At 52.7% G+C, this 21,509-nt stretch carries 30 protein-coding genes; 3 read left to right on the top strand and 27 right to left on the bottom strand.

Features of this window, described 5'->3' with window-relative positions; translation table 11 throughout:
- Positions 1 to 135: 135 nt before the first annotated feature.
- Genes rpsQ through rpsJ form a run of 11 tightly spaced genes read right to left on the bottom strand, consistent with a single transcriptional unit; the run spans position 136 to position 5,089 of the window.
- On the bottom strand, positions 136 to 390 hold the full coding sequence (gene rpsQ, locus KCG39_RS16190) for a 30S ribosomal protein S17 (RefSeq protein WP_004106347.1): 255 nt from the start codon (positions 388 to 390) through the stop codon (positions 136 to 138).
- Complete coding sequence (rpmC, locus tag KCG39_RS16195) at positions 390 to 581, bottom strand: 50S ribosomal protein L29 (RefSeq protein ID WP_002919754.1); 192 nt, start codon at positions 579 to 581, stop codon at positions 390 to 392. Before rpmC ends, rpsQ begins: the two co-directional genes overlap by 1 nt.
- Positions 581 to 991: a 50S ribosomal protein L16 gene (gene rplP / locus KCG39_RS16200; RefSeq protein WP_002919759.1), complete on the bottom strand. Its 411-nt coding sequence runs from the start codon at positions 989 to 991 to the stop codon at positions 581 to 583. The genes rpmC and rplP overlap by 1 nt, the downstream gene beginning before the upstream one ends.
- Before the next feature lie 12 nt (positions 992 to 1,003).
- Positions 1,004 to 1,702: a 30S ribosomal protein S3 gene (gene rpsC / locus KCG39_RS16205; RefSeq protein WP_004106350.1), complete on the bottom strand. Its 699-nt coding sequence runs from the start codon at positions 1,700 to 1,702 to the stop codon at positions 1,004 to 1,006.
- Positions 1,703 to 1,719: 17 nt separating this feature from the next.
- Positions 1,720 to 2,052 carry a 50S ribosomal protein L22 gene (gene rplV / locus KCG39_RS16210; protein ID WP_002919773.1) on the bottom strand — a complete coding sequence of 111 codons (333 nt, stop codon included), beginning with the start codon at positions 2,050 to 2,052 and terminating at the stop codon, positions 1,720 to 1,722.
- A 14-nt stretch (positions 2,053 to 2,066) separates the two neighbouring features.
- Positions 2,067 to 2,345 (bottom strand): 30S ribosomal protein S19, encoded by a 279-nt coding sequence (gene rpsS, locus KCG39_RS16215; RefSeq protein ID WP_001138115.1) that lies wholly within the window; start codon positions 2,343 to 2,345, stop codon positions 2,067 to 2,069.
- A gap of 16 nt (positions 2,346 to 2,361) precedes the next feature.
- Complete coding sequence (rplB, locus tag KCG39_RS16220; RefSeq protein WP_000301869.1) at positions 2,362 to 3,183, bottom strand: 50S ribosomal protein L2; 822 nt, start codon at positions 3,181 to 3,183, stop codon at positions 2,362 to 2,364.
- Positions 3,184 to 3,200: 17 nt separating this feature from the next.
- Positions 3,201 to 3,503 (bottom strand): 50S ribosomal protein L23, encoded by a 303-nt coding sequence (gene rplW, locus KCG39_RS16225; protein WP_000617546.1) that lies wholly within the window; start codon positions 3,501 to 3,503, stop codon positions 3,201 to 3,203.
- Positions 3,500 to 4,105: a 50S ribosomal protein L4 gene (gene rplD, locus KCG39_RS16230; RefSeq protein WP_003031119.1), complete on the bottom strand. Its 606-nt coding sequence runs from the start codon at positions 4,103 to 4,105 to the stop codon at positions 3,500 to 3,502. The genes rplW and rplD overlap by 4 nt, the downstream gene beginning before the upstream one ends.
- Positions 4,106 to 4,115: 10 nt before the next feature.
- Positions 4,116 to 4,745: a 50S ribosomal protein L3 gene (gene rplC, locus KCG39_RS16235; protein ID WP_004106354.1), complete on the bottom strand. Its 630-nt coding sequence runs from the start codon at positions 4,743 to 4,745 to the stop codon at positions 4,116 to 4,118.
- Positions 4,746 to 4,777: 32 nt separating this feature from the next.
- Entirely contained in the window at positions 4,778 to 5,089 is a 312-nt protein-coding gene (gene rpsJ, locus KCG39_RS16240; protein WP_001181005.1) for a 30S ribosomal protein S10, read from the bottom strand.
- Positions 5,090 to 5,469: 380 nt separating this feature from the next.
- Here rpsJ and KCG39_RS16245 point away from each other — a divergent pair, with 380 nt between their 5' ends.
- Complete coding sequence (locus tag KCG39_RS16245) at positions 5,470 to 5,946, top strand: prepilin peptidase (protein WP_004125908.1); 477 nt, start codon at positions 5,470 to 5,472, stop codon at positions 5,944 to 5,946.
- Here KCG39_RS16245 and bfr read toward each other — a convergent pair.
- The 11 genes from bfr to fkpA form a co-directional block, all read right to left on the bottom strand.
- Positions 5,930 to 6,406 (bottom strand): bacterioferritin, encoded by a 477-nt coding sequence (gene bfr / locus KCG39_RS16250; protein WP_004125910.1) that lies wholly within the window; start codon positions 6,404 to 6,406, stop codon positions 5,930 to 5,932. The genes KCG39_RS16245 and bfr overlap by 17 nt on opposite strands.
- A gap of 74 nt (positions 6,407 to 6,480) precedes the next feature.
- Positions 6,481 to 6,675 carry a bacterioferritin-associated ferredoxin gene (bfd, locus tag KCG39_RS16255; RefSeq protein ID WP_004125913.1) on the bottom strand — a complete coding sequence of 65 codons (195 nt, stop codon included), beginning with the start codon at positions 6,673 to 6,675 and terminating at the stop codon, positions 6,481 to 6,483.
- A 173-nt stretch (positions 6,676 to 6,848) separates the two neighbouring features.
- Positions 6,849 to 8,033, bottom strand: coding sequence for an elongation factor Tu (gene tuf, locus KCG39_RS16260; RefSeq protein WP_004097636.1), 1,185 nt, complete (start codon positions 8,031 to 8,033; stop codon positions 6,849 to 6,851).
- 70 nt (positions 8,034 to 8,103) lie between these two features.
- Positions 8,104 to 10,218 carry an elongation factor G gene (fusA, locus tag KCG39_RS16265; RefSeq protein ID WP_004115957.1) on the bottom strand — a complete coding sequence of 705 codons (2,115 nt, stop codon included), beginning with the start codon at positions 10,216 to 10,218 and terminating at the stop codon, positions 8,104 to 8,106.
- A gap of 95 nt (positions 10,219 to 10,313) precedes the next feature.
- The gene (gene rpsG, locus KCG39_RS16270; protein ID WP_004106370.1) at positions 10,314 to 10,784 is read right to left on the bottom strand and encodes a 30S ribosomal protein S7; all 471 of its coding nucleotides are present in this window, start codon (positions 10,782 to 10,784) and stop codon (positions 10,314 to 10,316) included.
- 95 nt (positions 10,785 to 10,879) lie between these two features.
- The gene (rpsL, locus tag KCG39_RS16275) at positions 10,880 to 11,254 is read right to left on the bottom strand and encodes a 30S ribosomal protein S12 (RefSeq protein WP_002920115.1); all 375 of its coding nucleotides are present in this window, start codon (positions 11,252 to 11,254) and stop codon (positions 10,880 to 10,882) included.
- A gap of 124 nt (positions 11,255 to 11,378) precedes the next feature.
- On the bottom strand, positions 11,379 to 11,666 hold the full coding sequence (tusB, locus tag KCG39_RS16280; protein ID WP_004125931.1) for a sulfurtransferase complex subunit TusB: 288 nt from the start codon (positions 11,664 to 11,666) through the stop codon (positions 11,379 to 11,381).
- Between the two features lie 7 nt (positions 11,667 to 11,673).
- Positions 11,674 to 12,033: a sulfurtransferase complex subunit TusC gene (tusC, locus tag KCG39_RS16285; RefSeq protein ID WP_004125933.1), complete on the bottom strand. Its 360-nt coding sequence runs from the start codon at positions 12,031 to 12,033 to the stop codon at positions 11,674 to 11,676.
- A complete protein-coding gene (gene tusD, locus KCG39_RS16290; protein WP_087828653.1) occupies positions 12,033 to 12,419 on the bottom strand; it encodes a sulfurtransferase complex subunit TusD in 387 nt (128 codons plus the stop codon). Before tusD ends, tusC begins: the two co-directional genes overlap by 1 nt.
- Positions 12,419 to 13,141, bottom strand: coding sequence for a helix-turn-helix transcriptional regulator (locus KCG39_RS16295; protein WP_004125940.1), 723 nt, complete (start codon positions 13,139 to 13,141; stop codon positions 12,419 to 12,421). Before KCG39_RS16295 ends, tusD begins: the two co-directional genes overlap by 1 nt.
- A 166-nt stretch (positions 13,142 to 13,307) precedes the next feature.
- Positions 13,308 to 14,126 (bottom strand): FKBP-type peptidyl-prolyl cis-trans isomerase, encoded by an 819-nt coding sequence (fkpA, locus tag KCG39_RS16300; protein ID WP_004125943.1) that lies wholly within the window; start codon positions 14,124 to 14,126, stop codon positions 13,308 to 13,310.
- Positions 14,127 to 14,348: 222 nt separating this feature from the next.
- On the opposite strand from fkpA, the gene KCG39_RS16305 reads away from it, so the two are divergent.
- The gene (locus tag KCG39_RS16305; protein ID WP_004106384.1) at positions 14,349 to 14,567 is read left to right on the top strand and encodes a protein SlyX; all 219 of its coding nucleotides are present in this window, start codon (positions 14,349 to 14,351) and stop codon (positions 14,565 to 14,567) included.
- Positions 14,568 to 14,626: 59 nt separating this feature from the next.
- Here KCG39_RS16305 and slyD read toward each other — a convergent pair whose 3' ends face one another.
- The 4 genes from slyD to kefG form a co-directional block, all read right to left on the bottom strand.
- Positions 14,627 to 15,214 carry a peptidylprolyl isomerase gene (gene slyD / locus KCG39_RS16310; protein WP_004125951.1) on the bottom strand — a complete coding sequence of 196 codons (588 nt, stop codon included), beginning with the start codon at positions 15,212 to 15,214 and terminating at the stop codon, positions 14,627 to 14,629.
- Positions 15,215 to 15,308: 94 nt separating this feature from the next.
- Positions 15,309 to 15,509 carry a YheV family putative zinc ribbon protein gene (locus tag KCG39_RS16315; protein WP_004106389.1) on the bottom strand — a complete coding sequence of 67 codons (201 nt, stop codon included), beginning with the start codon at positions 15,507 to 15,509 and terminating at the stop codon, positions 15,309 to 15,311.
- An 11-nt stretch (positions 15,510 to 15,520) separates the two neighbouring features.
- Positions 15,521 to 17,326, bottom strand: coding sequence for a glutathione-regulated potassium-efflux system protein KefB (gene kefB, locus KCG39_RS16320; protein ID WP_142468106.1), 1,806 nt, complete (start codon positions 17,324 to 17,326; stop codon positions 15,521 to 15,523).
- Positions 17,313 to 17,873, bottom strand: a complete 561-nt coding sequence (gene kefG, locus KCG39_RS16325; RefSeq protein ID WP_004125956.1) for a glutathione-regulated potassium-efflux system ancillary protein KefG — start codon at positions 17,871 to 17,873, stop codon at positions 17,313 to 17,315. Before kefG ends, kefB begins: the two co-directional genes overlap by 14 nt.
- A gap of 175 nt (positions 17,874 to 18,048) precedes the next feature.
- Here kefG and KCG39_RS16330 point away from each other — a divergent pair, with 175 nt between their 5' ends.
- A complete protein-coding gene (locus tag KCG39_RS16330) occupies positions 18,049 to 19,953 on the top strand; it encodes an ABC transporter ATP-binding protein (RefSeq protein WP_004125957.1) in 1,905 nt (634 codons plus the stop codon).
- 61 nt (positions 19,954 to 20,014) lie between these two features.
- Here the strand turns inward: KCG39_RS16330 and KCG39_RS16335 are convergent, their stop codons facing one another.
- Positions 20,015 to 21,505: a nicotinate phosphoribosyltransferase gene (locus KCG39_RS16335; protein ID WP_142468114.1), complete on the bottom strand. Its 1,491-nt coding sequence runs from the start codon at positions 21,503 to 21,505 to the stop codon at positions 20,015 to 20,017.
- Between the last annotated feature and the right edge of the window lie 4 nt (positions 21,506 to 21,509).

The raw sequence follows: 21,509 nt of genomic DNA on the forward strand, positions 1-21,509 counted from the left end.
GAGACCCAAAAATAGGGTCGTTAAAAAAGCCCCATATCGAGGGCGCGGCATTATAACACCGCAAATCAGATATGGGTAGAAAAAATAAACGGCTCATCGCTGAGCCGTTTATCCGTATCGAGAATGCGTACTGTATTACAGAACCGCTTTCTCTACAACGCGAACCAGCGTCCAGGACTTAGTCTTGGACAGCGGACGGCATTCGCGGATTTCAACCACGTCGCCGATACCGCATTCGTTGTTCTCGTCATGTACGTGCAGTTTGGTCGTACGCTTGATGAATTTGCCGTATACCGGGTGTTTCACCATACGTTCGATAGCAACAACAATGGATTTCTCCATTTTGTCGCTAACCACGCGACCTTGCAGAGTACGGATTTTATCGGTCATTACGCACCCGCCTTCTGAGTCAGTAAAGTCTTAACGCGTGCAACATCACGACGCACTTGCTTCAGCAGATGAGTCTGTTGCAGCTGGCCACTTGCAGCCTGCATACGCAGGTTGAACTGCTCACGCAGCAGGTTCAGCAGCTCAGCGTTCAGCTCTTCAACGCTTTTTTCACGCAGCTCTTTTGCTTTCATTACATCACCGTCTTAGTTACAAAGGTGGTTTTGATCGGCAGTTTCGCTGCTGCCAGGCCGAATGCTTCACGGGCCAGCTCTTCCGGTACGCCGTCCATTTCATAAAGGACTTTACCCGGCTGAATCAAGGCAACCCAGTACTCCACGTTACCTTTACCTTTACCCATACGAACTTCCAGCGGCTTCTCGGTGATCGGTTTGTCCGGGAATACACGGATCCAGATCTTACCTTGACGCTTAACTGCACGGGTCATAGCACGACGTGCTGCTTCGATCTGACGTGCAGTCAGACGACCACGGCCAACAGCTTTCAGACCGAAAGTGCCGAAGCTAACATCCGTACCCTGCGCCAGACCACGGTTGCGGCCTTTGTGCACTTTACGGAATTTTGTACGCTTTGGTTGTAACATCAGCGACGCTCCTTATTTACGGCCTTTACGCTGCTGCTTTTTAGGTTGAGCAGCCGGTTCCGGTTGTTCAACAGCAGCCATACCACCCAGGATCTCACCTTTGAAGATCCATACCTTAACGCCGATTACACCGTAAGTGGTGTGCGCTTCAGAGGTGTTGTAGTCGATGTCAGCACGCAGAGTGTGCAGCGGAACGCGACCTTCACGGTACCATTCGGTACGTGCGATTTCCGCGCCGCCCAGACGGCCGCTAACTTCAACTTTGATACCTTTAGCGCCCAGACGCATTGCGTTCTGTACAGCACGCTTCATAGCACGACGGAACATAACGCGACGTTCCAGCTGAGAAGTGATGCTGTCAGCAACCAATTTAGCGTCCAGTTCAGGCTTACGAACTTCGGCAATATTGATCTGTGCAGGCACGCCAGCGAGATCCGCGACGACCTTGCGCAGTTTTTCTACGTCTTCGCCTTTCTTACCGATAACGATACCCGGGCGAGCAGTGTGAATGGTCACACGAATGCTTTTAGCCGGACGCTCGATAACGATACGAGATACAGACGCTTTCGCCAGTTCCTTAGTCAGGTACTGACGTACTTTAAAATCGCTGTCCAGGTTGTCAGCGAATTCTTTGGTGTTCGCAAACCAGGTTGAGTTCCATGGTTTTACAATACCCAGGCGAATACCATTAGGATGTACTTTCTGACCCATTGCTAGTCTCCAGAGTCTCAGCGATCGGACACAACCACAGTAATGTGGCTGGTGCGCTTCAGGATGCGATCTGCACGACCTTTAGCACGCGGCATAATGCGCTTCATGCTCGGGCCTTCGTCTACGAAAATTTTCGCAACTTTCAGATCATCAATGTCAGCGCCATCGTTGTGTTCAGCGTTAGCAATGGCAGATTCCAGTACCTTCTTGACCAGTACAGCAGCTTTCTTATTGGTGTAGGTCAGAATATCCAGGGCCTGCGACACTTTCTTACCGCGAATCAGGTCAGCAACAAGGCGAACCTTCTGAGCAGAAGAACGAGCATGGCGATGTTGAGCTAAAGTTTCCATCTCTTCCTCCTACCTTATTTCTTCTTCGCTTTTTTATCAGCAGCGTGGCCGCGATAAGTACGAGTCGGTGCGAATTCACCCAGTTTGTGACCAACCATTTCGTCGGAAACAAAAACTGGAACGTGCTGACGACCATTATGGACAGCGATGGTCAAACCGATCATGTTAGGAAAGATCGTTGAACGACGGGACCAAGTGCGCAGGGGCTTCTTGTCTCCGCTTTCCACCGCTTTCTCTACCTTCTTCAGCAAGTGCAGGTCAATAAAAGGACCTTTCTTGAGAGAACGTGGCATGGCTTATCCTCTAAAATTATTTGCTACGGCGACGTACGATGAATTTATCAGTACGCTTGTTGCTGCGGGTCTTCTTACCTTTGGTCTGAACGCCCCACGGAGTTACCGGGTGCTTACCAAAGTTACGACCTTCACCACCACCATGTGGGTGGTCGACTGGGTTCATCGCAGTACCGCGAACGGTAGGACGAACACCACGCCAGCGTGCAGCACCTGCTTTACCCAGAACGCGCAGCATATGCTCAGCATTGCCAACTTCGCCCAGAGTAGCGCGGCAGTCTGCTTCGACTTTACGCATTTCACCAGAGCGCAGACGCAGGGTGACATAAGCACCATCGCGAGCAACGATCTGAACGTAAGTACCAGCGGAACGCGCCAGCTGACCGCCTTTACCTGGTTTCATTTCTACGTTATGAACGGTAGAACCAACCGGGATATTGCGCATCGGCAGGGTGTTGCCTGCTTTGATTGCAGCATCAACGCCAGATTGAATCTGGTCGCCAGCTTTCAGGCCTTTAGGGGCCAGAATGTAACGGCGCTCACCATCTTTGTACAGAACCAGCGCGATGTTCGCGGAGCGGTTCGGATCGTACTCAAGACGTTCAACAACTGCCGGGATACCATCTTTGTTGCGTTTGAAGTCAACAATACGGTAGGCCTGTTTGTGACCACCACCGATATGACGGGTGGTGATACGGCCATTGTTGTTACGACCACCGGATTTGCTGTTTTTTTCAACCAGCGGAGCAAAAGGTTTGCCCTTGTGCAGCTCTGGGTTGACCACTTTAACAACGTGGCGACGACCCGGAGATGTCGGTTTACATTTAACAACTGCCATTGTATTACTCCTCCGACTTACTCAGCGCCGCCGACGAAGTCCAGATTCTGGCCTTCCTTCAGGGTGACGTAAGCTTTTTTCCAGTCGCTACGACGACCGATACGCTGTCCGTGACGTTTAACTTTCCCTTTAACAACCAGGGTGTTAACGACTTCGACTTCGACTTCAAACAGTTTCTGCACAGCAGCTTTGATCTCTGCTTTGGTCGCGTCTTTAGCAACTTTGAGAACGATGGTATTGGTTTTTTCCATCGCAGTAGACGCTTTTTCAGAAACGTGCGGTGCGCGCAGCACCTTCAGCAGACGTTCTTCACGAATCATGCCAGCATCTCCTCAACTTGCTTAACAGCATCAGCAGTCATTACGACTTTGTCGAAGGCGATCAGGCTAACCGGGTCGATACCAGTTGCATCACGTACGTCAACCTTGTGCAGGTTGCGCGCAGCAAGGAACAGGTTCTCGTCCAGCTCACCGGTGATGATCAGCACATCTTCCAGAGCCATGTCTTTCAGTTTCTGTGCCAGCAGCTTAGTTTTAGGCGCTTCTACAGAGAAAGATTCGACAACGATCAGACGATCCTGACGTACCAGTTCGGACAGAATGCTTTTCAGCGCGCCGCGGTACATCTTTTTGTTAACTTTTTGACTGTGGTCCTGCGGACGCGCAGCGAAGGTCACGCCACCTGAACGCCAGATCGGGCTCTTGATAGAACCTGAACGCGCACGGCCGGTACCTTTCTGGCGCCACGGCTTTTTGCCTGAACCAGTTACTTCAGCACGAGTCTTCTGAGCACGAGTACCCTGACGAGCACCAGCTGCATAAGCAACTACAACCTGGTGAACCAGCGCTTCGTTGAAATCACGACCGAAGGTAGTTTCGGAAACAGTCAGCGCGCTCTGCGCGTCTTTCAATACTAATTCCATTGCTATCCCCTTACGCCTTCACAGCTGGTTTAACGATCAGGTCGCTACCGGTTGCACCCGGGACCGCGCCTTTAACCAGCAGCAGGTTGCGCTCAGCGTCAACACGTACTACGTCCAGGCTCTGAACGGTGACACGTTCGTTACCCAGCTGACCTGCCATTTTCTTGCCTTTGAACACTTTGCCCGGAGTCTGGTTCTGACCGATAGAACCCGGAACGCGGTGAGACAAGGAGTTACCGTGAGTTGCGTCTTGGGTACGGAAGTTCCAGCGCTTAACGGTACCAGCAAAACCTTTACCTTTAGAGGTACCGGTTACGTCAACTTTTTTAACGTCAGCAAACAGCTCAACGCTAATGTCCTGACCTACGGTGAACTCTTCGCCGTCAGCCAGACGGAATTCCCACAGACCACGGCCAGCTTCAACGCCAGCTTTAGCGAAGTGACCCGCTTCCGGTTTAGTTACACGGTTAGCTTTTTTAGCACCAGTGGTAACCTGAACGGCACGGTAGCCATCGTTAGCCAGATCTTTAACCTGAGTAACGCGGTTTGCTTCAACTTCGATTACGGTTACTGGGATAGATACGCCATCTTCAGTGAAGATGCGGGTCATGCCCACTTTTTTACCGACTAAACCAATCATTGTTTCAACCTCTCAATCGCTCGATGACCTGATTAACCCAGGCTGATCTGCACGTCTACACCGGCAGCCAGATCCAGACGCATCAGAGCATCAACGGTTTTTTCAGTTGGCTCAACGATGTCAACCAGACGCTTATGAGTGCGGATTTCGTACTGATCGCGCGCATCTTTGTTGACGTGCGGAGAAATCAGAACGGTAAAGCGCTCTTTGCGGGTCGGCAGCGGGATCGGACCACGGACTTGCGCACCAGTGCGCTTAGCAGTCTCGACGATTTCCGCGGTTGATTGATCGATCAGACGATGATCAAACGCTTTAAGGCGGATACGGATTCTTTGGTTCTGCATGAGACCAGAGCTCCAATTATTTTATAGACGAAATGGTTACTCCTCATACCCATTACGATTGATGGGAGAGTGTAACCGTTCTTACATAGTTCCCCAATTGGGAACATTGTTTGGTAGCGTGTTGCTGCTACCGGGGTTCATATCGAACCGGCCGTCAACTTTGACAGGCCCGCGCATTATACGCAAATTCAGATACAACGCAAGGGCTGCGTACAAAATCATCACCTGTTTCCGGGAGCACGCATCCGCGTTTACTGCAATACCATGAAAGACCAGTAAAAACTCTGGATTAGGGTATCCACTCCTGTTTATTGCCTTTTGCCAGAAACCCCGTATCAGCATCACACTCGGTCACTGAGGCCACAACGCGGGAACAATCGATGACAGTAGCGACCTTTGCATTCTTTATTATCCATGGCGGGTTATTACTCACGCTTTGTTGGCACGACCTGCGCTACGGCTTGCTACCCGATAAATTTACCTGCCCTCTGCTGTGGAGTGGATTGCTTTATTATCTCTGTCTGTCGCCGGCTAATCTGGTACATGCCGTCTGGGGTGCGATAGGCGGCTATCTGGCCTTCGGGTTGATCTATTGGCTCTACAGGGGAATACGCGGGCGAGAAGGCATCGGCTACGGCGATATAAAATTTCTCGCCGCGCTTGGGGCATGGCATGGGTGGAAAGTTTTACCGCAGCTTGTTCTCATAGCAGCTATTCTGGCCTGCGCTGCCGTAACGGCGCTGACTTTGTGCACAAGAACAAGGCAGACGCTACACTACCCGCTGCCTTTTGGCCCTTTCCTGGCCGCAGCGGGTGTGTTCTGTGGATGGCAGGCGTTTATCAGTCAGCCACTTTAATCTGCGACTGAAGATAATTCTGCAGACCAATTTTGCCTATCAGGTCCAATTCGGTTTCCAGCCAATCGATATGGCCCTCTTCATCTGCAAGGATGGTGATTAACATATCACGGCTGACGTAGTCATGGACGCTATCGGCATAGGCAATGGCCTCGCGTAGATCCTTCGCCCCTTCAAGCTCCAGCCTCAGGTCGGATTGCAGCATCTCCTCGACGTCTTCCCCGATGCGGAGTTTGCCGAGATCCTGCAGATTCGGGATCCCTTCGAGAAACAAAATGCGCTCAATATACTTATCGGCGTGCTTCATTTCATCGATAGATTCGTGGTATTCGACATCATTGAGGCGCATCAGGCCCCAGTTCTTGAACATTCTCGCATGGAGAAAGTATTGATTAATTGCGACAAGCTCATTTCCCAATAATTTATTGAGATAACTTATGATTTTGACATCACCTTTCATTATATAGTCCCTCCGCTTCCACTTATTGAAGCGTAGTTCGAGCTATAGGGATGTCAAAGTAAAGCTGAGGGGCTTCAGGCGATCTCTTGATATTCCGGCATGCGGGTTAATTCATCTTCCATAATTTCGCGCGCCGCGCGAACGCACTTACCGCATTGATTTCCAACGGGAATAAATTTTCTCAGTTGCTGAAAAGACTGAGGATTGAATTGGCGCACAGCCTGGCGAATTTTTTTATCGTTCACACCATTACACAGACAAACGTACATATATACTCCCGTTCAACTTACAAACAAAGTGTAAATGAGAATAGTTATGATTACAATAGCGTGTCTATTAAATAAACATTTAATCTATTTGCTGCTGGTCATCGTGCTGCAACTCACAAATAGCAGGCAGCAAAAAGGGCGCCTTAGCGCCCTTTTTAATTCAGAACTTATTATTAGCCCAGAACTTTAGCAACAACGCCCGCGCCAACGGTACGGCCGCCTTCACGGATTGCGAAACGCAGACCGTCGTCCATCGCGATCGGGTGGATCAGGGTAACAACCATTTTGATGTTGTCGCCCGGCATTACCATCTCTACGCCTTCCGGCAGTTCGATGGTGCCAGTCACGTCAGTTGTACGGAAGTAGAACTGCGGACGGTAGCCTTTGAAGAACGGAGTATGACGGCCGCCTTCGTCTTTGGACAGAATGTACACTTCAGATTCGAACTTGGTGTGCGGCTTGATGGAACCCGGCTTAGCCAGTACCTGACCACGTTCGATTTCTTCACGTTTGATACCACGCAGCAGAACACCAACGTTCTCACCAGCACGGCCTTCGTCCAGCAGTTTGCGGAACATTTCAACGCCAGTACAGGTAGACTTCGCAGTCTCTTTGATACCAACGATTTCAACTTCTTCGCCAACTTTGATGATACCGCGCTCTACACGACCGGTAACAACGGTACCACGACCGGAGATGGAGAATACGTCTTCGATCGGCAGCAGGAACGGCTTGTCAATCGCACGCTCTGGTTCCGGGATGTAAGAATCCAGGTAGCCAGCCAGTTCGATGATTTTCGCTTCCCAGTCTGCGTCGCCTTCCAGCGCTTTCAGAGCGGAACCGCGAACGATCGGAGTGTCGTCGCCCGGGAAATCGTACTGAGACAGAAGTTCACGAACTTCCATTTCAACCAGTTCCAGCAGCTCTTCGTCATCAACCATGTCGCATTTGTTCAGGAACACGATGATGTACGGAACGCCTACCTGACGACCCAGCAGGATGTGCTCACGAGTCTGCGGCATCGGGCCGTCAGTCGCAGCAACAACCAGGATCGCGCCGTCCATCTGCGCAGCACCGGTGATCATGTTTTTAACATAGTCGGCGTGGCCCGGGCAGTCTACGTGCGCGTAGTGGCGAGTCGGGGTGTCATATTCAACGTGAGAAGTGTTGATGGTGATACCACGAGCTTTTTCTTCCGGCGCGTTATCGATCTGGTCGAATGCACGAGCAGAACCACCGTAGGTTTTAGCCAGAACGGTAGTGATTGCAGCGGTCAGAGTAGTTTTACCATGGTCAACGTGGCCGATAGTACCGACGTTGACGTGCGGTTTTGTACGTTCAAATTTTTCTTTAGACACGGCTATATTCCTTACTATAGTGCTCTCCCCTTCTGGAGAGAGCACGGGACTTTGGTTTTAACCCTGCGGCTTATTTACCACGGGCTTCGATTACGGCCTGAGCAACGTTGTTCGGCGCATCATCATACTTCAGGAACTCCATGGAGTAAGAAGCACGACCTTTGGTCAGAGAACGCAGCTGAGTTGCATATCCGAACATTTCAGACAGCGGAACTTCAGCGTGGATCACAACGCCAGTCACGTTGGATTCCTGACCGCGCAGCATACCGCGACGACGGCTAAGGTCACCGATAACGTCACCAGTGTTCTCTTCCGGAGTTTCTACTTCAACCTTCATGATCGGCTCAAGCAGAACTGGTTTCGCTTTCTTAAAGCCATCTTTAAAGGCAATAGAAGCGGCCAGTTTAAACGCCAGTTCAGAGGAGTCAACGTCGTGGTAAGAACCGAAGTGCAGACGCACGCCCAGATCAACTACCGGATAACCAGCCAGAGGACCTGCTTTCAGCTGCTCCTGGATGCCTTTATCAACGGCCGGGATGTATTCGCCAGGAATTACACCACCTTTGATGTCGTTGATGAACTCATAACCTTTCGGGTTAGAGCCCGGCTCCAGTGGGTACATGTCGATAACGACGTGACCGTACTGACCGCGACCACCAGACTGTTTAGCGTGTTTACCTTCGATATCGGTAACTTTCGCGCGAATCGCTTCGCGGTAAGCAACCTGAGGTTTACCGACGTTCGCTTCAACGTTGAATTCACGCTTCATACGGTCAACGATGATGTCGAGGTGCAGCTCACCCATACCGGCGATGATGGTCTGGTTAGATTCTTCGTCAGTCCATACGCGGAAAGACGGGTCTTCTTTAGCCAGACGGCCCAGAGCCAGACCCATTTTTTCCTGGTCAGCTTTGGTTTTCGGTTCAACAGCGATAGAGATTACCGGCTCAGGGAATTCCATACGCTCCAGAATGATCGGCGCATTAGGATCGCACAGAGTGTCACCCGTAGTTACGTCTTTCAGACCGATAGCAGCAGCGATATCGCCCGCGCGAACTTCTTTGATCTCTTCACGTTTGTTAGCGTGCATCTGTACGATACGACCGAAACGCTCACGTGCAGCTTTCACGGAGTTCAGGATGGTATCACCAGAGTTAACCACACCGGAGTACACGCGGAAGAAGGTCAGGTTACCCACGAACGGGTCGGTAGCGATTTTGAATGCCAGAGCAGCAAACGGCTCATCATCGCTAGCGTGACGCTCAGCCGGAGTATCTTTACCGTCGTCCAGGATACCGTTGATCGCAGGTACGTCAACCGGGGATGGCAGGTAGTCAACTACCGCATCCAGCATCGCCTGAACACCTTTGTTCTTGAACGCAGAACCACAGGTTACCAGGATGATTTCGTTGTTCAGAACGCGCTGACGCAGAGCAGTTTTAATCTCTTCTTCAGTCAGTTCTTCACCACCCAGGTATTTCTCCATCAGCTCTTCAGAAGCTTCAGCAGCGGACTCGATCAGGTTCTGGTGCCATTCTTCGGCCAGTTCCTGCATGTCTGCCGGGATATCTTCATAAGTGAAGGTTACACCTGCATCTTCTTCGTTCCAGTTGATGGCTTTCATTTTCACCAGGTCAACAACACCGGTGAACGCTTCTTCAGCGCCAATCGCCAGCTGCAGCGGAACAGGGTTCGCGCCCAGACGGGTTTTGATCTGACCAACAACTTTCAGGAAGTTCGCACCCATACGGTCCATTTTGTTAACGAACGCAATGCGCGGAACTTTATATTTGTTTGCCTGACGCCATACGGTTTCAGACTGAGGCTGAACACCACCAACTGCGCAGTAAACCATTACTGCACCATCAAGCACACGCATGGAACGTTCTACTTCGATAGTGAAGTCAACGTGCCCCGGGGTGTCGATGATGTTTACGCGATGCGGTTCATACTGCTTAGCCATACCTGACCAGAATGCAGTAGTCGCTGCGGAGGTGATAGTAATACCACGCTCCTGCTCCTGTTCCATCCAGTCCATGGTGGCAGCGCCGTCATGAACTTCACCGATTTTGTGGTTTACACCGGTGTAGAACAGAATACGTTCGGTAGTAGTAGTTTTACCGGCGTCGATGTGCGCACTGATACCGATGTTACGGTAGCGTGCGATGGGTGTTGTACGAGCCATTTGATTCCTCGTTATTTCTTTAGGCGTTCAGTTAAGTTATCCAAAACGGGCGACTTATCTGAAGCGCCCGTCTGGTGACTATGACTCCGAAGGGATTACCAACGGTAGTGTGCGAACGCCTTGTTGGCTTCTGCCATACGGTGAACGTCTTCACGTTTCTTAACTGCAGTACCTTTGTTGTCTGCAGCATCAGAGAGTTCGTTCGCCAGACGCAGAGCCATGGATTTATCACCACGTTTACGAGCAGCTTCAACGATCCAACGCATTGCCAGAGCATTACGACGAACCGGACGGACTTCAACTGGAACCTGATAAGTAGAACCACCAACGCGGCGAGACTTAACTTCTACAGTCGGGCGCACGTTGTCGAGAGCGACTTCGAAAGCTTCCAGTTCATTTTTACCAGAGCGCTGAGCCAGGGTCTCCAGCGCGCTGTATACGATTGCTTCTGCAGTAGATTTTTTACCATCTACCATCAGGATATTTACAAATTTAGCCAGCAGTTCTGATCCGAACTTAGGATCCGGCAGGATTTTACGCTGACCAATGACGCGACGACGTGGCATGGAAATACTCCGTTGTTAATTCAGGATTGTCCAAAACTCTAAGAGTTTAGTTTGACATTAATATAAAACGTTTGGCCTTACTTAACGGAGAACCATTAAGCCTTAGGACGCTTCACGCCATACTTGGAGCGAGCTTGCTTACGGTCTTTAACGCCGGAGCAGTCAAGCGCACCACGAACGGTGTGGTAACGAACACCCGGAAGGTCTTTAACACGACCGCCACGGATCAGGATCACGGAGTGCTCCTGCAGGTTGTGACCTTCACCACCGATGTAGGAGGTGACTTCGAAACCGTTAGTCAGACGCACACGGCAAACTTTACGCAGTGCGGAGTTCGGTTTCTTAGGAGTGGTGGTATATACACGAGTACATACGCCACGTTTCTGCGGGCAGGCTTCCAGCGCCGGCACGTTGCTCTTTGCAACTTTGCGCGCGCGTGGTTTGCGTACCAGCTGGTTAATTGTTGCCATTAAATAGCTCCTGGTTTTAGCTTTTGCTTCGTAAACACGTAATAAATCGCCTCATATAATATGAGGACGCAGAATTTTAGGGCGGTGCCGAAAAGGTGTCAAGAAATATACAACAATCCCGCCATTACCAGGCCAACTGACCCGCATGTTTGACGGTCAGTCTGACGAACTCAGTATAGCTAACCCTGATGACGCTGTCCGCAATTTGACCAGTCAGCCCGCGGGCTTCGATATCTTCTTGCAGAGCGTAGATGGAGATGGGGGCAGATTGCAGGATTTCAAGGAAACGCCCTTCCGCGATGGCGGCGATAACGCCGTCCGACAGCAGGAGAAGATCGTCACCCTCTTTTATCAAACGGCGCATCGTCGCTATATCGGCGTGCCAGGGGGATGTGCTTAGTGTGTGGAGCATTCAGGCCTCAGAAACGCAGTATCACGTTAAAATCATCAAGCCGGGCGCGTAGAGCCTCTGGCTCCAGCCATTCACCATCAACGACCCATGGCGTAGCAGAATTCAGACCGCGCTCCCGTGCTGAAGCAGCGCAAATCCAGCACTGTTCGATATCGTATAGCGATAAGAGTTTGAAGGTGGAGATATAGTCGCGCGCCAGCACCGCGGCAGGCCGCTGCTCTGGAAGCAGCTGAAATACGCCATCGCCCACGAAGAAAACGCCGATCTCTTCGGTCAGGGCTGAGGTTGCCAGCAAGGCGTCCAGCCCTTCCCTGCCCGACGCTGAACCATGGGGCGCAGAGGAAAAAATAAAGGCTACGCGTTTCATCAGAACTGCACCATGCGATCGCAGGTTAACGCGGCTTCCGCCAGCGCGCCCAATCCACTCAGGGTAAAGCCCAGCTGCAAATTATGCGCAGGCAAACTCAGCTGCCGGGCCTCCTGTTCATCAGTGATTCCACGGCGTAAAGCTGCGGCTACACAGATATGCAAGGAAACAGCGTGTTCGTCATGCAGCGCCTGCCAGGCCCGAACCAGATCAAACTCGTCGCTAGCGGGAGCCGTAAGCTGATTCGCGTTGTAGACGCCTTCACGATAGAAAAAGATGCTTAGCAGCTCGTGCCCTTCCTGCAAAACGGCTCGGGCAAACTGTAATGCGCTGCTGGCCTGCTGGGTACCGTAAGCGGGGCCCGTCACCGTAATGGCAAAGCGCATTATTTTTCCAGCCCCTGGAAATCTCCGCTTTTGAACTGACGAATGTAGAGATAGACCGTGTGCTTAGAGATGTTCAGCCGATCGGCCACCTGGTTAATGGCATCCTTGATATCAAAGATCCCTTTCTCATAGAGGTTCAGGACGATCTGCCGATTTTTGGCGTTGTTAGAAACGTTACGGTCAGCGTTTACCTCTTCAATCGTGAACTCAAGCGTCTGGGCAACCAGATCGTCAACCGATGAAGCAAAGTTGACCTGCGAGTTTACCTCCGTCGTTTCCGGCGGAATAAAGGTGCTCATTATTTGTGAGAACGGCACATCAAGATTCATGTTGATGCACAGCAGGCCGATAACCCGATGGTCACGGTTGCGGATGGCGATTGTGACCGATTTCATCAGCACACCGCTTTTGGCGCGGGTAAAATAGCATTTGGAAACGCTGCTATCGGCTCCAGTCATATCGTGCAGCATGCGCAGCGCAAGGTCGGTAATTGGCGAGCCGATTTGTCGGCCGGTGTGTTCACCGTTGGCGATACGAATAGCGGAACATTTTAAGTCCTGCAATGAGTGCAATACGATTTCACAGTGGGAACCGATGAGCATCGCTAACCCGTCCACTACCGCTTCATAGGATTTGAGGATATCGAAGTCGGTCTGGTCAAAAGGACGTTGATCCAGTAAATCAAGCTCACTGGTCTCGTTGGTTAAAAGCGACCTGGACATGGAAAAAAGCACTCCTTTTCAGGAGCCTGTCGTTATCGTCAGGGCAGGCTCATCATCATTATTAATCTATCTAAAGTAATACAGCGCCTGAGGTTCTTTCCAGTTTTAATTATATCTGCCCGCAATAAAAAAGCCGCCGCCTCTGGAGGCGGCGGCTTAAAACCGATTACTTCTTAGCGTCAGCGGCAGGGGCTTCAGCGGCTGCTTCAGGCTTGGCATCCGCTTTCGGGGCCGGTTTAATATCCAGCAGCTCTACATCAAATACCAGAGTAGAGTTCGCCGGGATACCCGGTACGCCGGTTTTGCCGTAAGCCAGATCCGGTGGAATGACCAGCTGGATTTTACCGCCTTTCTTGATGTTCTTCAGGCCTTCGGTCCAGCCCGGGATCACGCCGTCCAGGCGGAAGGAAAGCGGCTCGCCGCGGGTGTAGGAGTTATCAAACTCTTTACCGTCGATAAGCGTACCTTTGTAGTTAACCACAACGGTATCGCTGTCTTTCGGCGCTTCACCGGTACCGGCTTTCTCAACTTTGTACAGCAGGCCAGATTTAGAGGTTTTCACGCCTTTCTCTTTCGCGAAGGCGTCACGGTAAGCTTTGCCTTTCGCTTCATTCTCAGAGGCGTCTTTTTCCATTTTCTGCTGAGCAGCCGTTTTTACACGGGTTTCAAACGTCTGCAGAGTCTGTTCGATCTCCTGATCGGACAGTTTGCTCTTATCAGCAAAAGCGTCCTGAACACCGGCGATCAGCTGATCTTTATCTAATTTGATGCCCAGTTTTTCTTGTTCTTTCAGGGAGTTTTCCATGTAACGTCCCAGCGATGCACCCAGCGCATAAGCAGATTTCTGATCGTCATTTTTGAATGCCGATTTGCTGTCCGTTGCGGGTGCCGCTTTCGCTGTCGTCTCAGCAGCGAAGCTCAGCGGTGCATTCAGGGCGACGGCCATTGTGGTCGCCAGCAGCGTTACTTTAAACAGTGATTTCATCCATTTCTCCAGGGCCGGGGCATCTCACCCCAGGGTTATCGTAAAAAACAAAAAACGTACTATAGAACGTTGCAGAACAAATCAACATACAGACGTACCTGAATATCGCCTCATTTAAGACTATTTTTGTATAAATTAGTTTCCCGTCAGACGTAACGATGCTGCACGGATGCTGAAACTTCAGTAGAATCCGCCCGCAGGATAAGACAGAAGAGGTTACTCATGCACGATAGCACTTTAGAGACTCGCCTTGCGGAGCTGGAGAGCAGGCTAGCGTTTCAGGAAATCACTATTGAAGACCTCAACAAAACCGTCACCGCCCACGAGATAGAAATGGCAAGGATGCGCGAACATATGCGCCTGATGGTGGAAAAATTGAAAGCGACTCAGCCATCACACATGGCTTCACAGGCGGAAGAAACGCCTCCTCCGCATTATTAAGACGTAAAAAAAGCGGGTCTCCCCGCTTTTTTCTATTCCGCAACGCGAGCGTAGCGGAATTAATGACAACCACAGCCGCCGTTACCGCCGCAACCGCCTTTGCCGTGTTCGTGGCCATGGTCATGGCCGTGACCGCCGCAGCAACCGTCATGATCGTGGTCGTGGCCATGATCGTGGCCGTGAGCACCGTGTACATGACCATGCTCCAGCTCTTCCGCCGTTGCTTCGCGAATTGCGACAACTTCAACGTTGAACTTCAGATTCTGACCAGCCAGCATGTGGTTACCGTCAACAACAACGTGTTCGTCACCCACTTCGGTAATTTCTACCGGTACCGGACCCTGATCGGTTTCCGCCAGGAAGCGCATGCCAACCTGCAGCTCATCAACGCCCATAAATACGTCTTTAGGCACGCGCTGAACCAGGTTTTCGTCGTACTGACCGTACGCGTCATTAGCGCCGACTTCGACGTCAAATTTGTCGCCTACATCGTGGCCGTCCAGCGCGTTTTCCAGGCCGGAAATCAGGGAACCGTGACCATGCAGGTAGTCAAGCGGCGCGCTTACCGGAGACTCATCAACCAACACACCGTCTTCTGTACGTACCTGATAGGCCAGGCTGACCACCAGGTCTTTTGCTACTTTCATGATATCTCCTGAGCATGGGAAGAATAGTGGCGCAGATTGTAGCGGAATTCTGCAGCCGTGTACCCTCTAGCTTAAAAAAAGCCGATAGATAACGCTAGTCCGGATGAAAAATGCCTATCACTTGCTCTTCTTTGCGAACATGCTCGCGGACCTCTTTATCCGCCTCACGCATCTGATGCCCGCACTTAACGCACTCAACAATATCGACATTATTCTCACGCCACATCGCCAGTGAATCCTGAGCCTGGCACGCCGGACATTTCGCACCGGCAATAAAACGTTTACGCACAGCCATATCATTTACCTTTATTCAAATTCATCCCAGCCGTCTAACTGCCTGCTCTCTTTTTGCATCTCACGCTGAAAGATCTCCTCCAGCTCGCGTCTGGCTTCCCGCACGCGGGATATCTGCAGGGTATCACTATGCACCGGCATTAACTCGCGCAGCATCCGCATATCAAGACGCCGAAAGTGGAGCTGAGCGCGCTGCGCCTGATGGGGATGCATACCGAGTGAGATCAGCGCTTTTCGTCCCAGCTCCAGCGCGCTGGAGAAGGTTTCGCGAGAAAATTGCGCCACTCCCGCCTGCAACAGCTCATGGGCCTCAACGCGTCCCCGCGCTCGCGCCAGAATGTGCAGATGTGGAAAGTGTTGTTGACACATCTCCACCAGCTTCATGGTATCTTCCGGCTCGTTACAGGTGATAACGATCGACTGCGCGTCTTCGGCGCCCGCCGAGCGCAGGAGCTCCAGCTGCGTCGCATCGCCAAAATAGACTTTATAGCCATATTTACGCATCAGATTGACCGCGCTGATATCGCGCTCCAGTACCGTGATGCGCATTTTGTTCGCCATCAGCAGACGGCCAATCACCTGGCCGAAACGCCCAAACCCTACGATAATGACCTGCGGTTTGTCATCTTCAACCCACGGCGCCTCACCCTCTTCTTCGGGTTGATTCAATCGCCGCGAAAGCACTTTATCGATTAGCGTCATCAACAGCGGCGTGGTCATCATCGACAACGTCACCGTCACCAGCAGCAGGGCCATCTGATCGTTTTGAAACAGACGAAGCGAAGCGGGTAGTGAAAAAAGCACAAAGGCGAACTCCCCTCCCTGGCTCAGCACGCCGGCAAACTGCACCCGCTCTGAACTGCGCAAACCGTATACCCGCGCCAGAAGATACAGGACAAGACCTTTTACCGTCACCAGCACTGCGACGCTGACCACAACCGACAGCAAATGGGTATAAAGCACCCCAAGATTCAGCGCCATGCCAACGGAAATAAAGAACAACCCAAGGAGAAGACCTTTAAATGGATCAATGGCGATTTCCAGCTCGTGGCGATACTCACTCTCGGCCAGCAGAACGCCGGCGATAAAGGTCCCGAGCGCCATTGACAAACCGAGCGCATCCATAAACAAAGCCGATCCGAGCACCAGCAGTAGCGTTGCAGCGGTGAAGACTTCCCGCACGCCGGATCCGGCGATAAAACGAAATACCGGCCTTAGCAGATAACGACCGCCAACCAGCATTCCGCCGAAGGCCAGCACCTTCATCCCTATGGTGAGCCAGTTAAAATGGTCGTCACCAGAACCCGCAAGCAATGGAACCAGCGCCAGAGCCGGAATCACGGCCAGATCCTGAAACAGCAATACCGAGAAACCCAGCTGTCCAGACTCGCTGCGGCTCATGCCCTTCTCACGCATCAGCTGCAGCGCCATCGCAGTGGAAGACATCGCCAGCCCAATCCCGCCGACCACCGCAGCGCGCCATGAGAAGTCGCTCAGCATAAGCAAACCGCCAAGAATGAGCGCGCTAAAGGCGACCTGAGCGGCCCCGACGCCGAAAATTGAGCTTCTCAGCCGCCACAGTTTGGACGGATTCAACTCCAGTCCGATGATAAACATCAGAAAGACGACGCCTAATTCTGAGAAGTGAAGAATTTCATCAACATCGCTGATGAACCCTAATCCCCAGGGGCCGATGGCGATACCGGCCAGCAGATACCCCAGCACGGCGCCAATACCCAGCCTCGCCGCCAGCGGTACCGCCACCACCGCGGCAAACAGAAATAACACCCCGGCCAGCAGTAAATCAGCTCCCGCCATTTGGACCTCCAGCCATTACAGGATTAGCCAGCCAATCGCGGTAGGCGCGAGCGCGGCTTTTCAGGTCTTCGGGAGATTGCCGACGCGCCCAGTAGACGATAATCGGGCTCATCCAGTGCATACGGCACATGCCGGCAGTCAATTCAAAAGGACGGAGAATGTCATTCATCGGATAACGATGGGCATCGCGCCGGTAGGCGCTCTCCGGCTCACCGGTGGTAATGACGCTACGCCAGTACTTTCCCGCCAGCTGATTCCCTCCCGCCCCGCTGGCAAAGCCGCGGCTGAGCACCCTGTCCAGCCACTCTTTCATCAGCGCCGGGCAGCTCCAGGTATAGAGCGGATGCTGGAAAACAATCACCTCATGCTGGCGCAGGAGATCCTGCTCACAGGCGATATCGATAAAAAAATCCGGATAGTGCGCGTAGAGATCGTGCACGGTCACATTCGACAACTGTAAGGCCGGTTCAAGCAAAACCCGGTTGGCCACGGAATCCTGAGATTCTGGGTGGGCATACAGCAGCAAAACTTTCGCTGTCTGAGACATCTTTCCCCTCCCGAACGTCTTCTGGCGGCCTGTGCAGCGGCTGCGTCCCGACGCAACCAGAATGACTTTGTGTATCATCTTCATTTTGGGCTACCATTGCGGCCCGGTTGAGCGATTCGCTCCACACTACATTATCATAATGACAAATTAACATAGTCAGAACATACGGCGCCTTATGATTGTTTTCTCCTCCTTACAAATTCGTCGCGGCGTACGCGTCCTGCTGGACAACGCCACCGCTACCATCAACCCAGGGCAAAAAGTCGGCCTGGTGGGTAAAAACGGCTGCGGTAAATCCACGCTGCTTTCGCTTTTGAAAAACGAGATTAGCGCCGATGGCGGCTCGATGACCTTCCCCGGCAGCTGGCAGCTGGCCTGGGTTAACCAGGAAACACCTGCGCTTGCGCAGCCGGCTATTGACTATGTTATTGATGGCGATCGCGAATTCCGCAAGCTGGAGGCGGATCTGCACGCGGCCAACGAACGCAATGACGGTCACGCCATCGCGACGGTACACGGTAAGCTGGACGCTATCGACGCCTGGACCATCCGCTCACGCGCGGCCAGCCTGCTCCACGGACTCGGTTTCAGCAACGAACAGCTTGAAAGACCAGTGAGCGACTTTTCCGGCGGCTGGCGTATGCGCCTTAACCTCGCTCAGGCGCTGATTTGCCGTTCCGATCTGCTGCTGCTTGATGAACCGACTAACCACCTCGATCTCGACGCGGTTATCTGGCTGGAGAAGTGGCTCAAAGGCTACCCGGGAACCCTGATTCTGATCTCCCACGATCGCGACTTTCTCGATCCGATCGTCGACAAAATTATCCATATCGAACAGCAAACGATGTTCGAGTACACCGGCAACTACAGCTCATTTGAAGTGCAGCGCGCGACCCGCCTTTCGCAGCAACAGTCGATGTACGAAAGCCAGCAGCTGCGCGTCGCGCATTTGCAGAGCTACATCGACCGTTTTCGCGCTAAAGCCACCAAAGCTAAACAGGCGCAAAGCCGTATCAAAATGCTCGAGCGCATGGAGCTCATCGCGCCTGCCCACGTGGATAACCCGTTCCACTTTAGCTTCCGCGCGCCGGAAAGCTTGCCCAATCCGCTGCTGAAGATGGAAAAGGTTAGCGCCGGTTATGGCGAGCGCGTGATTCTAGACTCAATCAAGCTGAATCTGGTGCCCGGTTCGCGCATCGGTCTGCTGGGGCGCAACGGCGCCGGTAAATCAACGCTGATTAAACTGCTGGCCGGTGAGCTACAGCCGCTGCAGGGTGAAATTGGTCTGGCGAAAGGCATCAAGCTTGGCTACTTCGCTCAGCATCAGCTGGAATTCCTGCGCGCGGATGAATCCCCGCTGCAGCATCTTGCCCGCCTCGCGCCGCAGGAGTTAGAGCAGAAACTGCGCGACTACCTGGGCGGTTTCGGCTTCCAGAGCGATAAGGTCAACGAACAGACGCAGCGTTTCTCCGGCGGCGAGAAAGCGCGCCTGGTGCTGGCGTTAATCGTCTGGCAACGGCCAAATCTGCTGCTGCTTGATGAACCCACCAACCACCTCGATCTCGATATGCGTCAGGCGCTAACCGAAGCGTTAATCGATTTTGAAGGCGCGCTGGTGGTGGTTTCGCACGACCGCCATCTGATTCGCTCCACCACCGACGACCTTTATCTGGTGCACGATAGCAAAGTCGAACCTTTCGACGGCGATCTTGAAGACTACCAGCAGTGGCTGAGCGACACGCAAAAGCAGGAAAACCAAGCCTCAGAAGAGCCGAAGGAAAACGGCAACAGCGCCCAGGCGCGTAAAGATCAGAAACGCCGGGAAGCCGAGCTGCGTACGCAAACCCAACCGCTGCGCAAAGAGATTGCCCGCCTGGAAAAAGAGATGGAGAAGTTCAACGCGCAGCTGGCGCAGGCGGAAGAGAAGCTGGGCGACAGCGAATTGTACGATCAAAGCCGCAAAGCGGAACTCACCGCGTGTTTACAGCAGCAGGCTAGCGCGAAGTCCGGGCTGGAAGAGTGTGAGATGGCCTGGCTGGATGCCCAGGAACAGCTGGAACAGATGCTCCAGGAAGGCTAACGGCATGATGCAGTACCAAAAGGCGGGAACGCCCGCCTTTTTTAATCCCTCTCACAGCCGCTTAACGCTGTGCCGCCAGCCGGGCGCGGATCTGCGACAGCGAGGCATAGCCGTACAGCTTGCCATCCAGAAAGCGCGTTTTTAACTCGCCCTGCTGCTCCTGTTCCAGCGTTTGCCCATCGTACAGCTGCAGTTCCCCCAAGGCGTCGCGTTCCACGCGCAGCAGACCGCGCGCTGAGCGTTTGAGGCCATTATCGGTTTTCGGCTCCTTAAAGAGAGCTCTTCCCTCGCCGTTCACCTCCCCCCAGGTCGCTTTCATCGCGAAGCCGAAGGTATCGCGGGTGTTGTACTGGTAGGTAAAGGAACCCACGCCAAATACCACATTAGCGCTGGCAAAACCTTTCGCTTCCAGACGGCGCAGGATCTCATCCGCTCTGGCAAGGGTAATGGAATCGCCGTAAATCAGGCCGACATGCGGATCCAGCACCTTATACCCTTTTTCGTTAATCGTACCGCCGAAGATTTCCCACAGAACCTCTACGGAGCCTTTCTCCTCGGCGCTGCGCTCGCTGCTGGTGTCATTGTCAGCTGCGGTGCCGCACAGAATCGCCACCGGATCGCCGCTGTCCGGACGGAATACGACTCGCCCCTGACGCTGCATAATTATCGCCTTCAGCTCGCGGGTGTATTCGGTCAGCACCTGCCAGTAGTCCCAGGTATCCGAGACGATAGAGACGAAACCCTGCGGGTGGACTTCGGTAATCAGCCGGCGAAAGGTTTCAATTTCCCGCTCGCGCTCGCCCATACACATTACGCTGTGTTCCGTGGCCGGAATGCTGGCGCCGATGAGCTCATCGTCACCGCGAGTGTAATAATCACGGGCATACAGCAGCGAAGGCAGGCTATCGGTACCTTTGAAACTGGCCAGATGTCCGCAGCCCGACTGCGCAATGTCGTGCAGCCCGGACATTCCCCGAAACGAAAAGTCGTGACATTGGAAATCAAGGTGCGTCAGATCGCTACAGGTTTTCTCCGCCCAGCGTTCGCAAATCAGGCGATAGTGGTGGGCGATGGTTGCGTTGGTTGACGCTTTCCACAGCTCCGCCGAAAGCACCGTTTCCAGATAGTTTACCAGCCAGAAGAACTCAGGTTGCGTATTGGTGATGGTCAGCACCGGTACTTTCATCGGCACCTTGGTGCCTTCATCCAGCGCTTTGATATGCAATGGTAAATAGCCAAGCCGATGCAGAGCACGAATAGGCTCCACCCCAACTGTATCGCGCCCCAGATAGCCGTCCATCACCTGCTTATACTCGTTGACGACCTCCTCTTCCGGGCGGGCGAAAAACGCCTCGTTAAACAGATCGACCAGGAACCACTGCAGAAAGCCCTGCAGGCCGAAAAATACCAGCTTGCCGTCGGCCTGCGGCGACTGGAAAAAACGATCGCTGCGCGGAGTAAAGTTTGAGTAGACCTTCGTAGTCCCCTGCGGATACTGCACGCGATGGGAAACTTTATAACCATCAATAGCCAGAATCGGATTTATTTTCATCATG

Source organism: Klebsiella pasteurii, assembly GCF_018139045.1.
Taxonomy (GTDB): Bacteria; Pseudomonadota; Gammaproteobacteria; order Enterobacterales; family Enterobacteriaceae; genus Klebsiella; species Klebsiella grimontii.